Source organism: Streptomyces sp. Ag109_O5-1 (assembly GCF_003814875.1).
GTDB classification, from domain to species: domain Bacteria; phylum Actinomycetota; class Actinomycetes; order Streptomycetales; family Streptomycetaceae; genus Streptomyces; species Streptomyces sasae.
On sequence record NZ_RKQF01000001.1, the window covers coordinates 500,906 to 513,486 of the forward strand.

Here is a 12,581-nt window from a genome sequence, read left to right on the forward strand (position 1 = left end):
TTTCAGGGCTTCAAGATCAACTCATTGCCCCTTTTACGCGTATCTGGGTCACACCCGAGGAGGCGTGGGTGCGGAGGCAGTCGCGATGCCGGCGGCAGGTCTTCTCCACAGCGGAGGAGAGGTTTTCAAGGAGGTGCCATCTGTCCGCTACTTCCTGGGCCTGCGGTGCGGCTTGTTGGATGGCCTTGGTGAACATCATGGAACGGTCGCGGCAGATGATCTCCGCTCTGGGTGCTCGCACAGCCAGGCGGCGACAGTGGCGGTGTCCCGGTGGGGCAGCACGTCTACGGGGCGGGAGGTCTCGATGTCGACGAGCACCGTCCCGTAGGTACGCCCCTTGCGGAAGGCGAACTCATCGATGCCCAATATCCGAGGCGCTCGATCCGGTACGGATGGCGCCTTGAGCAGGCGAAGCAGTGCCGTCCGACCGCCATGCAGCAGCAGTTGTCGGCAGAGCCGTTGGCCGGGACGGCCGCCCAATTCCGTGGCGACCGCGCGCATCGCCGAGCGCAGTGACGTCGTGGTGCGCCGATGTGGTTCGGTCAGTCCGCGGACTTGCTCCACAACGGTTCTGCGTCGGCACCCGGCGTGCTCGCACAGGAACCGGCGGACCTGAAGGCGAATGACCATCCGCTGCCCAGCCACGGGCAGATCAGTGACGTGGCGCCAGTAGCGACTGTGGACACGGGTGACGGGCTGAGCACAATCCGGGCACAGCCCTGGCGGACCGCACCCGGCTGCGTCAACCACCAGCACACGCTCGATAATGCTCACTTGACGCACTGTGACCCGCCGGTCGGCGAGTAAGAGCTCTACGAACGTCTCCACCCTCACGCTTTGGGCATGCCCAATTCTGTAGTTTCGGGAGCCTGACGGTGCTTCGGGCGTTCAACTCCGGCGCGGGACGCCCAGCATCTGCACGAGCTGGACGAGTTCCTCCTCGAAGAGCTTCTCCGGGTTGGTGGTCTGGGTGTGCATGTGGCCGTAGACCTCCAGTGACACCAAGCCGTGCAGGTGACCCCAGATACGCAGGGCCAGGGCGACGGCTGCGGGCGGCAAGTCGGGGAACGCGGGCCGCACCTTGTCGAGGAGCCCTTGGTCGAAGTCGGACCAGCCGAAGGCGCTGTCCTCGTAGAGATGCTGGGTGTGCGGCCATGCGGCTGCAGCGAGGGCGGTGAGTCCGGTACAGACCCGGCGTGCGGCATCTGGGGCGGGGCCGCCTTCGGGGGCGTGGTAGCCGGGGACGGGGTCGCCGTAGATGAGCCGGAAGCCCTGGGGGTTCACCACGGCCCAGGTCCGGAAAGCGGTGGCCCATGCTGTGATGCGGATGGCGGGATCCGTGGCGGGGGCGGCCTCCCAGGCGGCGTCCACGGCGTCGGCCAGGGCGGTGTACACGTCGTTGATGAGCGTGGTGACCAGGTCGTCCCGGGTCGCAAAGTAGCCATAGATCGCGTTGGCGGTCATGCCCATCTCGCGGGCGATGGCCCGCAGTGTGATGGCGTCCGGGCCGCCCGAGGCCATCAAGGCGAGGGCCACCTTCTTGATTTCGGCCGTGGTCTCGGCCCGTAGCCGCGCGCGTCTTCCCTTGCTTCCCGTGACTGTCACAACAGGAACTCTACAGCGTCAATTTACTTCACAGCGTATAGTTTCTTCACGTCGTCACCTCTGGTGGCGTCCCACGTTTGCATGCATAGGGGAGAACCATGCACATCGGAGTCATCGGAGCCACGGGCACCATCGGCAGCAGGGTCGTCGCCGAGGCCCTCGAACGGGGCCACCACATCAGGGCGTTCAGCCGGGACGCCGCTCAGGCGCAGCACGAGGAGCGTCGGGACAACATCACCTGGACGAGCGTCGACGTCCTGGACCCGAAGAGCATCGCCGGCGTCCTGCCCGGACTCGACGTCCTGATCAGCGGATTCCAGCCGGGCAACGCGGCCAAGGACTTCGAGGACACCGTCCGGCGCTCGATCGCCGACCCCACCGTCTACGCCACCGCGGCACAGGCCCTGCTGAAGGCTCTGGAGAGCCACCCACAGACCCGGCTCATCGTGATCGGCGGGGCCGGAAGCCTCGAAATCGAACCGGGCGTGGTGCGCGCAGACTCCGACGAGTTGCTGCACGCTGCCCTCGACCAGCTTGGACTGCCCCGCGAATACGGCGCAGCGGTACGTGGTCACCGCGACGCCCTGAACGTCCTGCGAACCTCGAACCGGCTGTGGACCTACTTCAGCCCCGCAGAGGAGATCGCTCCCGGCGAGCGCACCGATCGTTTCAGGATCGGCGGCGACCAGCCGGTCCTGGACGCTGACGGCCGCAGCCGTATCTCGGTGGAGGACGCGGCGGTCGCCTTGATCGATGAGGCGGAGCTGCCTCGCTTCGTCCAGCGCCGCTTCACCATCGGTTACTGAGAGCCGCAGCCCACATCCCCATGGGGCGCGTCATGAACTCCCCCACGGGCAAGGGCGACGTCCGTCTGAGTCAACCCGGCTGGTCGAGCCTACCGGCACTCTGGCATACGCCCAGATAGGTGCTGCCAGTCCAGCTACGCGGCGGATCCGCATTTGTCCGTAGCCGTCACGCAACCGCAGCCAGAACCAACCAGCGTGCTCAGTCACAGTAACCGACAACCCGCGTGCGTCTGGTGATCAGTTGTGCGGGATGATCCCGGTATGCGTGATCAGGAGGGGCTGTTCGAGGTCGAGCCGGCCGAGGGCAAACAGCCGCCACGTCGTGCGGCGGCGGTGGACAAGCGATTCAGGTCGTTCGACCGCACCAGGTCCTGCTGCTGCCGCCGTCGCTGGACGACTGGCTACCCCAGGACCATCTGGCCCGCTTCGTCGCCGAGCTGGTCGACGACGTGCTGGACCTCGGACCGGTCCTGGCCGACTACACCGAGAAGCGGGGCTACCCGCCCTACGACCCGCGGCTGATGGTGCGGCTGCTGATCTACGGCTACACCACCGGCGTCCGCTCGTCCCGGGCGATCGAGCGCAAGTGCGTGGACGATGTCGCATTCCGGTTCCTGGCCGCCGACCAGGCACCGGACTACCGCTCGATCGCCCGGTTCCGCCGCCGCCACTTGGACGCTCTCGCAGACCTGTTCACCCAGTCCCTGGAGTAGGTACTGGTGGGGGAACATATGAGCAACGACGCGATCCGGTTGCGCTCCGTGACCCGGCGGTACGGCTCGGGCGGTACGTCCGTCACCGCCCTCGACGAAGTATCGCTCGCCTTCCCGAGGGGGACCTTCACCGCCGTGATGGGCCCGTCCGGGTCCGGCAAGTCGACCCTGCTGCAGTGCGCCGCGGGCCTGGACCGGCCCACGTCGGGCTCGGTCACCGTGGGCGACACCGAGCTGACCGGCCTGAGCGAGACCAAGCTGACCCTGCTGCGCCGCGAGCGCATCGGCTTTGTGTTCCAGGCGTTCGACCGGCTGCCCTCGCTGACCGCCGAGCAGAACGTGGCCCCGCCGCTGCGGCTGGCCGGCCGCCGCCCGAAGAAGGCCCAGGTGCGCGAGGTGCTCGAACAGGTCGGACTCGGCGACCGGGCGCGGCACCGGCCGACGGAGATGTCCGGCGGCCAGCAGCAGCGGGTTGCCCTGGCCCGCGCAACTGATCACCCGCCCCGAAGTGCTGTTCGGCGACGAGCCGACCGGCGCGCTCGACTCGCAGACCAGCCGCGAGGTGCTGACCCTGCTGCGCGGCATGGTCGACCGGGACGGCCAGACGATCATCATGGTCACCCACGACCCCGTCGCCGCCTCCTACGCCGACCGTGTCGTCTTCCTCGTCGACGGCCGTGTCAACGGCGAGCTGATCGGCGCCTCCGCCGAGGACATCGCGGCGCGCATGACCAAGCTCGAGGCGGCGCCGTGCTGAGCACCACGCTGGGCACCCTGCGCACCCGCTGGGTTACCTTCGTCGGCAGTTTCGTCGCCCTCTCCCTGGGCGTGGCGCTGATCGCCGTGATGGGGCAGGCTCTGGCGTCCTCGATGGACGCTCCCGACCGGGGGCCGGAGCGGTTCGCCGCCGCGCCGGTCGTCGTCAAGGGCCAGGACACCCTCGAGGTGCCCACCTCGATCGGTGACCGCACCCAGAAGCTCGCGCAGCCGCGTGCCGTGCTGAACGACGTGGTCGTGAAGCTGCGGGATCTCGGGACCGTCGTCGAGGACCGGTCGTTCGCCGTGCGGGCCGAGGGCGGACCCGCCGATCTGGTGGGCCACCCCTGGTCCACGGCGGCCTTCGCGCCGTACGAGCTCTACGCGGGACGCGCGCCCGAGGCCGCTGACGAGGTCGTCGTCAGCGGTGACTGGGCCCGTCCGGGCGCCCGGGTGCGGACCGACGGCGGCACGGTGCGCGTCGTCGGCACCGTGGGCGGGCTCGGCTTCGAGAACGCTGTGTTCTACACCGACGCCCGCGCTGCCGAACTGTCGCCGCGCAGCCTCCAGCTCGTGGTCGACGCAGATGCGGCGGCCGTGCGCGAGGCGGTACGCGGCAACGAAGGCGTCCAGGCCCTCACCGGCAACGCGCGGCGGTACGCCGACCCCGACCCCGACCGGGACAGCGAGGCCCTTACCGCGATGAACGCCGTGTTCGGCACGGCCGGCGGCGTCACCGGGTTCGTGTCGGTGTTGGTGGTGGCCTCGACCTTCGCGTTCGCGGTGGCCCAGCGGCGCCGTGAGTTCGGGCTGCTGCGCACCGCCGGGGCGACCCCGGGCCAGATCCGCCGCATGGTCGTGTACGAGGCGCTCGTGGTCGGTGTGCTCGCCTCGGCCGCCGGCTGTGTGCTCGGTTCCTACGGGGCTCCGAAGCTCGCCGAGTGGGCGGTCGACGAGAGCCTTGCGCCCCGCTGGTTCACCATGGGGGCCTACACCTGGCCCTACCACATGGCGTTCTGGACGGGCCTGTTCGTGGCCCTGTGCGGGGTGCTGGCCGCGTCCTGGCGGGCCGGGCGCACCGGTCCCTCCGAGGCACTGCGCGAGGCGTCGCTCCCGCGCGGGGTGGGCGATTCGGATCTGCCGCCACGCGAGTTCATCATCCAGATGAAATCGCGTACGGGTTGACGCGGGACCAGAACAGCAGGGACAGCCCGCGCCAGTCTGCGGCGGTAAGCTTCCCGGCCCACTGCGGGTCGCGAAGGACCGCCTGGAGAAACTGGGTGTTGATCAGGACCAGGCTCGATTGCAGGAGATGGAGTGCGAGCATGGAGACCTCGGCGTGCTCGCGGTCGGCACCGGTGAGGACGCTCTCGCGGTCGTGGAAGATCTCGTTGGCGGAGTTCCAGCTCTCGACGACCTTCAGTCCGCCGTTGGTCTCGCGGTGGAGATGGTCATCAGCGAGACCGTCGCAGATGAAGATCGGTTTTGACCGCCCGCCCGAGTTCTTCGGTTTCAGGAGTTCGAGGCCGTGACCTGGGCGTGTACCAGTGGTTCTTGATATCGGTGGGGCCGGCCTCTCCGGAGCGTTGGAGGGGCCTCACCTGGTCATGCGGTCGGATTCGTACCGACTCCGTCCGTCGGGTTCGAGGCGGCCGGGGTGTCGGTCAGAGGTCGGTCGGCAGCAGGCTTCTCAAGGGCCGGGCGGCTTGGGGGCGGCTGGGGCTGTCCGGGTTGGTTCCGGAGCATCTGCGGCGATCAGCCGGCTGTTCTCGACCATCAGTCGCCGGTTGACGTTGCGGAGTGCCTGCATGACGGTCTCTGCTTGGCGGCCGGCTGCGAGTGCAGCGTCTCGTTGCTCGCGCAGTTCCTGAATCTCCGTGTCGCGCAGCGAGCGGGCGTTCAGGCCCTCGCGGAGGCGGGCGCCCAGTTCGTGGGCGCGTAGCGTGCGCAGCTCGTTCTGAACTTCGTGAAGGGTCCGTTGCAGGGCGGCGTTCTGTTCCAGGAGCATGCGGTTCTCGACTTCGAGGGCCGCCTCTTTGCAGGCGGTCTCTGCTGCCGCCGCCCGCGCCCGTCTTGGGCGAGGTGGGCGCGGGCGGTCTTGCCCTTGCCCTTGCTGACCCGCAGGTACTCACGTGCTGTCCGGATCGCCGTTGCCGTCGCCATGGCCCCTCCCCGTCCCGTACGGTCGTTCTATGCCTCCTAACAGTTCCACCGTAGGTGTAATCATGACCGTGGACGACGACCCGGGGGTCTCCCGTGCCGTCGCCCGGGACCTGCGACGCCGTTACGGGGCGTCCTACCGGATCGTGCGCGCGGAGTCCGGGGAATCGGCGCTGGACGCGCTGCGGGAGCTGAAGCTGCGCGGCGACCTGGTGGCGGTGATCCTGGCCGACTACCGGATGCCGCAGATGAACGGCATCGAGTTCCTGGAACAGGCCCTGGACGTGTATCCGGGTGCGCGGCGGGTGCTGCTCACCGCGTACGCGGACACCAACGCGGCGATCGACGCGATCAACGTCGTGGATCTGGACCACTATCTGCTCAAGCCCTGGGATCCGCCCGAGGAGAAGCTCTACCCGGTCCTCGACGACCTGCTGGACGCCTGGCGGGCCAGCGACTACAAGCCGGTACCGGCCACCAAGGTCGTCGGGCACCGCTGGTCGGCCCGGTCCTCGGACGTGCGGGAGTTCCTGGCCCGCAACCAGGTGCCGTACCGCTGGTACTCGGTCGAGGAGCCCGAGGGACAGCGGCTGCTGGCCGCGGCCGGGGTCGACGGGGACCGGCTGCCGCTGGTGATCACGCCGGACGGCACGCCCCTGATCGAGCCGGAGGCTCCGGAGCTGGCCGCGCACGTGGGGCTCGCGACGACACCGACGGCGGACTTCTACGACCTGGTGGTGATCGGCGGCGGCCCGGCAGGGCTCGGCGCGGCGGTGTACGGGGCGTCGGAGGGGCTGCGGACCGTGCTGGTGGAGCGGTCGGCGACCGGCGGCCAGGCCGGGCAGAGCTCGCGCATCGAGAACTACCTGGGTTTCCCGGACGGGGTGTCGGGGGCCCAGCTCACCGACCGGGCCCGGCGGCAGGCCGCCAAGTTCGGCGCGGAGATCCTGACCGCGCGCGAGGTCACGGGACTCGAGGTCACCGGGGGCGCGCGGGTGGTGCGCTTCAGTGACGGCTCGGCGGTCGCGGCGCACAGCGTGATCCTGGCGACCGGTGTGCAGTACCGGCAGCTGGAGGCGGACGGCTGTCTCGACCTGACCGGCTGCGGGGTCTACTACGGCTCCGCGCTCACCGAGGCGACCGCCTGCCAGGGCCAGGACGTGTACATCGTCGGCGGCGCCAATTCGGCCGGCCAGGCCGCCATGTACCTGTCCCGGTTCGCCAAGTCGGTGACGCTGCTGGTACGGGGCGCCGACCTGTCCGCCTCGATGTCGTACTACCTGATCCAGCAGATCAACGAGGCCCCGAACATCTCGGTGCGCAGCCAGACGGTGGTCGACGCGGCGCACGGCGCCGGGCGCCTGGAGCATCTCACCCTGCGCCATGTGGAGACCGGCGACCGGGAACAAGTCGAGGCACAGTGGATGTTCGTGTTCATCGGGGCGGCGCCGCTGACCGACTGGCTCGGCGACACCGTGCTGCGCGACGGACGCGGGTTCATCCTGGCCGGACCCGACCTGACCGCAGACGGACGGCCGCCCGCCGGCTGGGAGCTGGACCGGCCGCCGTACCACCTGGAGACCAGCATTCCCGGCGTGTTCGTGGCGGGCGACGCACGCTCCGAGTCCGCCAAGCGTGTCGCGTCCGCCGTCGGAGAAGGAGCCATGGCAGTGATGCTCGTCCACCGGTACCTGGAGCAGTCGTGAGCGGGCAGCTGATGCCGTGCAGCCCGCAGGAGGTCGGCGCGCTGTTCCTGTTCGAGAAACTGGAGCCGGAGCAGCTGGGGCGGCTGTGCGCCGCGGGCCGGGTGGAGCTGTTCCAGCCGGGTCCGGTCTACACCGAGGGTGACCCGGCGACCTGCTTCTACGTGATGATCGAGGGCACCGTGGTGCTCTCCCGCCGGGTCGCCGGCGACGACGTCGAGGTCACCCGGACCTCTCAGCCCGGGGTGTACGCGGGCGCCATGCAGGCGTACCTCGGGGACCGGGTGCGGCAGATCTACAACAACTCGATGCGGGTGACAGAGCCGACGAGGTTCTTCGTGCTGCCGGCGGACACGTTCGCGGACATCATGCAGGACTGGTTCCCGATGGCCGTCCATCTGCTGGAGGGCCTGTTCTTCGGTTCGAAGAGCACCCAGGCGGCGATCGGGCAGCGCGAACGGCTGCTGGCGCTCGGCTCGTTGTCCGCGGGGCTCACCCACGAGCTCAACAACCCGGCCGCGGCGGCGGTACGGGCCACCTCCACGCTGCGCGAGCGGGTGGCGAAGATGCGGCACAAGCTCGCGATCATCACCGAAAGCCCGTTCTCCCGGGAGCAGTTGGCCGGTCTGATCGAGATCCAGGAGCGCACGGCCGAGCGGGTCGCCAAGGCCCCGGCGCTCAGCCCGCTGGAGGCCTCGGACCGCGAGGACGCGCTCTCCGACTGGCTCGACGACCACGGCATGGAAAACGGCTGGCAGCTCGCGCCGACGTTCGTGCAGGCCGGGCTCGACGTCGACTGGCTGGAGCAGGTCGCCGCCGCCGTGGACGAGGAGATACTGCCGAACGCGGTCGGCTGGCTCAACTACACCATCGAGACCGAGCTGTTGATGTACGAGATCGAGGACTCCACGACCCGGATCTCCAACCTCGTCGACGCGGCCAAGCAGTACAGCCAGCTGGACCGGGCGCCCTACCGGGTGGTGGACGTGCACGAACTCCTCGACAGCACACTGCTGATGCTGTCCGCGAAGACCGGACAGAACATCGAGGTGGTCAAGGAGTACGACCGTACGGTCCCGCCCGTCCCTGCCTATCCCGCCGAGCTCAACCAGGTGTGGACCAACCTCATCGACAACGCGGTCTGCGCGATGAAGGGCGAGGACGGCGGCGGACGCGGCACGCTGACCGTGCGGACCGCGCTCGACCACGACCAGTTGCTGGTCGAGTTCCGGGACACCGGGAGCGGGATCGCACCGGAGATCAAGGGCCGGATCTTCGACCCGTTCTTCACCACCAAGCCGGTGGGCCAGGGGACGGGGCTGGGCCTCGACATCTCCTGGCGGATCGTCGTGAACAAGCATCACGGCACCATGCGGGTGGAGTCGGTGCCGGGCGACACCCGGTTCCAGGTGCTGCTTCCGCTGACCGCCGAGACACCCGAGACATCCGAGACAATTGTGGAGACGGTATGAGTGGCGACGCCGCGATCGACCCGAACGTTGCGCCGAGCGGCGACGGGTGTGTGGAGTGCGACGAGGCGGGTGGCTGGTGGTTCCATCTGCGGCGGTGTGCGCAGTGCGGGCACATCGGGTGTTGCGACGACTCGCCCGCGAAGCATGCGACGGCGCATTTCCATGCCAGCGGGCATCCGATCATCCGTAGTTACGAACCGGGCGAGGGGTGGTTCTGGAATTACGAGACGGACGAATTGTTCGAGGCCGGGCCGGAGCTGGCGCCGCCGGTGAGTCATCCTGCGGATCAGTCCGTGCCGGGTCCTGCGGAGCGGGTGCCGGAGGACTGGGCTCGGGTGTTGCGGGGTTGAGCGCCTGAGGGGGCGGGGGGTTCTGTGATGGCGGCGGCTGCAGGTTGAGTGTGGCTGGTCGCGCCACGCGGCGGAGCCGCACATCGATACAGCCCCGCGCCCCTTGGTTTCTGCAGCTGGACCTTGTCAGGATGTGGGCGTGTCGCAGAGATCGTTTAATGCTCCTCTGATCGGGCGGGATGAAGAACTGGGCCGCCTCGCCGAAGTGTTGGAGCGTGCCCGGAGCGGGCGCGGGCAGGCCCTCTTGCTTGCCGGGGACGCGGGGGTCGGCAAGACGCGGCTGCTCGACGAGGTCGCGGTTCGGGCTGCCGCGGCCGGAGCCACCGTCGTCGCCGGGCACTGTGTCGATCTCGGTGATGTGGGGCTGCCTTACCTGCCCTTCACCGAGATCCTCGGGGTGCTGGCCGCCGATGAGCAGTATGCGGACGTAATCGCCGCGCATCCGGTCGTCGACCGCCTCCTGGGTGCCGCGTCGGACTCCTCGCGGGACGCGGATGCCCGGCTGCGGCTCTTCGAGGGGGTCGCGGGGCTGTTCGCGGATCTCGCCGCGGCCGTGCCCCTGCTGCTTGTCCTGGAGGATCTGCACTGGGCCGACCAGTCCTCCCGGGATCTGCTGCGTTTTCTGCTGAGCCGGGGTGTGCTGCCCCGGCGGCTCGCGGTGCTGGCTTCGTACCGTGCGGACGATCTGCACCGGCGGCACCCACTGCGGCCGTTGCTCGCCGAGCTGGTGCGGCTGCCCGCCGTGGAGCGCCTGGAGTTGCGGCCGTTGGCGGATGCCGAGGTGGCACGGCTGGTGCGGGCGCTGGAGGAGCGGCCGCTGCCGGAGGCGACCGTGCGGGACATCGTGGAGCGGGCCGAGGGCAACGCCTTCTACACCGAGGAACTGGTGGCCGCCGCCGACGCGGACGGCATGCCCACCGGGCTCGCCGATCTGCTGCTCATCCGGGTCGAGCAGTTGTCGGAGACGGCCCAGCAGGTGCTGCGGACGGCCGCGGTGGCCGGGCGCCGGGTCGGTCACGATCTGCTGCGGGACGCGGTCGGGATTCCGGAGGAGGAGCTGGAGTCGGCGCTGCGGGAGGCCGTCGGGCGGCAGCTGCTCGCCCCGGGCGACGGGGACACCTACGCCTTCCGGCATGCCCTCGGGCGTGAGGCGGTCTATGCCGATCTGCTGCCCGGGCAGCGGTCGCGGCTGCACGGGACGTTCGCGAGGCTGCTCGCCGCCCGTGGCGGCGGGGCGGAGACGGCGGCGGAGCGGGCGCACCACTACCGGGAGAGCCACGAGCTGCCCGAGGCGCTGGCCGCGTCGCTGGAGGCCGCCGATCACGCGCGGCGGATGGGCGCGCCCGCGGAGGAGCTGCGGCAGCTGGAGGCGGCCCTGGACCTGTGGCCGACGGTGGAGTCCGACGGGCGGCCCTCGGGTGAGGGGCTCGACCCGGTGACGTTGACGCTGCGGGCCTCGGCGGCGGCCGCGCACGCCGGTGAGGTGCACCGGGCGGTGTCCCTGACCCGGTCCGCGCTGGCCGGCACCGGTCAGGACGCGGATCCCGAACTCGCCGCCCGGGTGCGGTACACGCTCGCCGGGAACCTGATGACCGTCGACAACCTCGCGGCCGCGTTCGCGTACAGCAGCGAGGCACTGGCGATGATCCCCGCCGACCCGCCGTCGCGGACCTGGGTGTGGGCGGCGTCCACCCATGTGATGGCAGCCCGGCAGGTCGGAGACGACGCCACCGCGCTGCGGGTCGCCCGGCAGGCCCTGGAGGTCGCCGAGCGGATCGGCGCCACCGCTGCCCGGGCCGACCTGCTGATCTCCCTGGCCCGTCTCGAAGGCGGCGGCCGCGGCACCGGGAAGGCGCGTGAACTGCTGCGGGAGGCGACGGAGTTGGCCCGGTCGGCCGGGGACGCGCCGGTGGAGATGCGGGCTCTGTACGGTCTCGCCATCGGCTGCTTCGAGACCGGTGGGTTCCAGGAGTGCCTGCCGTGGATCACCGAGGGGCTGGACCTGGCCCGGCGTTCGGGGCTGTCGTCCTCTCCCTATGCCTCGGAGATGCGGTATCTGCGGCTGCTGGTGCTGTACACGCTGGGGCAGTGGGACGAATGCGTGCGCGCGGCCGGCGCCGACCCGATGCCCGGATTCGCGAAGGGGCCCGCGCTGTACGTCGCGTTGGCCCGGGGTGAGTCGGCAGTGGTCGAGCGGGCCGGGGCGCTGCTCGGGGAGCCCTTCGACTGGATGGGCCGGCTGGTCGGGGGCATCGTGCTCACCGACGCGGCCGCGTTGCGGGGTGACGCGGAGGAGGCCGTGGCGCGGATGCGGGCGGCCGTCGCGACGCTGTCCGACGAGTCGGGCCGGGCGCCGTACGTGACGGTGCGGCTGGCGGCGCTCGCGCTGGCGGCGGTCGCGGACCGGGCCGTGGAACTGCGCGGCAGCGAGGGCGGGAGCCGTTGGCCGGACGTCGCCGACGAGTTGGTGGAACTGGCCCGTACCACGGCCGCGCGGCAGGGTCCGGAAGGGCAGGCCTGGCTGGCGCGCGCCGAGGCGGAGCGGACCCTGGCTGTGTCGGGGCCGGACGCGGCGGCCTGGGAGAAGACGGTGGCCGCGTTCGCGTACGGCGATGTGTACGAGCGGGCCCGTGTCCGGCTGCGGTACGCCGAGGCCCTGCTGGCCGAGGGCCGGCGCGCGGAGGCGGAGGAGCAGGCGGGCGCGGCGCGGGAGACCGCGGTGGCGCTGGGGGCGGTGCCCCTGCTGGAGCGGCTGGACTCACTGGTGCGCCGGCCCGCGCGGGCCGACCGGGTCTCACCGCTCACCGCCCGCGAGCAGGAGGTGCTGCGGCTGCTGGCGCTCGGCCGCAGCAACCGGCAGATCGGCGAGGCGCTGTTCATCACCGGCAAGACGGCGAGTGTGCATGTCTCCAACATCCTCGCCAAGCTGGGCGCGGCGAGCCGTACGGAGGCGGTGGCGATCGCCTATCGCGAGGCCCTGATCACCCCGGAGCCGACGGCCCAGGGGTGATCAGGA

At 70.3% G+C, this 12,581-nt stretch carries 8 protein-coding genes and 4 pseudogenes; 8 read left to right on the top strand and 4 right to left on the bottom strand.

The window, feature by feature from the left end; translation table 11 throughout:
- Positions 1 to 16: 16 nt before the first annotated feature.
- A pseudogene (locus EDD90_RS02275) lies at positions 17 to 834 on the bottom strand (ISL3 family transposase).
- 54 nt (positions 835 to 888) lie between these two features.
- Entirely contained in the window at positions 889 to 1,605 is a 717-nt protein-coding gene (locus EDD90_RS02280) for a TetR/AcrR family transcriptional regulator (protein WP_123971480.1), read from the bottom strand.
- Between the two features lie 98 nt (positions 1,606 to 1,703).
- On the opposite strand from EDD90_RS02280, the gene EDD90_RS02285 reads away from it, so the two are divergent.
- The 4 genes and pseudogenes from EDD90_RS02285 to EDD90_RS02300 form a co-directional block, all read left to right on the top strand.
- Positions 1,704 to 2,411, top strand: coding sequence for an NAD(P)-dependent oxidoreductase (locus tag EDD90_RS02285; protein ID WP_123971481.1), 708 nt, complete (start codon positions 1,704 to 1,706; stop codon positions 2,409 to 2,411).
- 279 nt (positions 2,412 to 2,690) lie between these two features.
- A pseudogene (locus EDD90_RS02290) lies at positions 2,691 to 3,118 on the top strand (transposase); the annotation flags it as partial.
- Between the two features lie 24 nt (positions 3,119 to 3,142).
- Positions 3,143 to 3,881 (top strand): annotated as a pseudogene (locus EDD90_RS02295) (ABC transporter ATP-binding protein).
- Positions 3,875 to 4,993 (top strand): annotated as a pseudogene (locus tag EDD90_RS02300) (ABC transporter permease); the annotation flags it as partial. The pseudogenes EDD90_RS02295 and EDD90_RS02300, both read left to right, overlap by 7 nt.
- A gap of 43 nt (positions 4,994 to 5,036) precedes the next feature.
- On the opposite strand, the gene EDD90_RS02305 reads toward EDD90_RS02300, so the two are convergent.
- Together EDD90_RS02305 and EDD90_RS02310 are read right to left on the bottom strand one after the other, a co-directional pair.
- On the bottom strand, positions 5,037 to 5,441 hold the full coding sequence (locus tag EDD90_RS02305) for a Tn3 family transposase (RefSeq protein WP_123980792.1): 405 nt from the start codon (positions 5,439 to 5,441) through the stop codon (positions 5,037 to 5,039).
- A 129-nt stretch (positions 5,442 to 5,570) separates the two neighbouring features.
- Entirely contained in the window at positions 5,571 to 5,888 is a 318-nt protein-coding gene (locus EDD90_RS02310; protein ID WP_123971482.1) for a hypothetical protein, read from the bottom strand.
- A gap of 184 nt (positions 5,889 to 6,072) precedes the next feature.
- On the opposite strand from EDD90_RS02310, the gene EDD90_RS02315 reads away from it, so the two are divergent.
- The 4 genes from EDD90_RS02315 to EDD90_RS02330 all read left to right on the top strand — a co-directional run bounded on the left by EDD90_RS02315 (position 6,073) and on the right by EDD90_RS02330 (position 12,575).
- A complete protein-coding gene (locus EDD90_RS02315; protein WP_123971483.1) occupies positions 6,073 to 7,746 on the top strand; it encodes an FAD-dependent oxidoreductase in 1,674 nt (557 codons plus the stop codon).
- On the top strand, positions 7,743 to 9,215 hold the full coding sequence (locus EDD90_RS02320) for an ATP-binding protein (RefSeq protein ID WP_123971484.1): 1,473 nt from the start codon (positions 7,743 to 7,745) through the stop codon (positions 9,213 to 9,215). The genes EDD90_RS02315 and EDD90_RS02320 overlap by 4 nt, the downstream gene beginning before the upstream one ends.
- Complete coding sequence (locus EDD90_RS02325; protein WP_123971485.1) at positions 9,212 to 9,565, top strand: UBP-type zinc finger domain-containing protein; 354 nt, start codon at positions 9,212 to 9,214, stop codon at positions 9,563 to 9,565. The genes EDD90_RS02320 and EDD90_RS02325 overlap by 4 nt, the downstream gene beginning before the upstream one ends.
- Positions 9,566 to 9,704: 139 nt before the next feature.
- Positions 9,705 to 12,575: a helix-turn-helix transcriptional regulator gene (locus tag EDD90_RS02330; protein WP_123971486.1), complete on the top strand. Its 2,871-nt coding sequence runs from the start codon at positions 9,705 to 9,707 to the stop codon at positions 12,573 to 12,575.
- Positions 12,576 to 12,581: the final 6 nt, after the last annotated feature.

Bases quoted from the DNA above. Each gene is read 5' to 3' on its own strand.
- EDD90_RS02315 (WP_123971483.1), top strand. From the start codon at position 6,073: ATGCCTCCTAACAGTTCCACCGTAGGTGTAATCATGACCGTGGACGAC.
- EDD90_RS02325 (WP_123971485.1), top strand. From the start codon at position 9,212: ATGAGTGGCGACGCCGCGATCGACCCGAACGTTGCGCCGAGCGGCGAC.
- EDD90_RS02310 (WP_123971482.1), bottom strand. From the start codon at position 5,888: ATGCTCCTGGAACAGAACGCCGCCCTGCAACGGACCCTTCACGAAGTT.
- EDD90_RS02285 (WP_123971481.1), top strand. From the start codon at position 1,704: ATGCACATCGGAGTCATCGGAGCCACGGGCACCATCGGCAGCAGGGTC.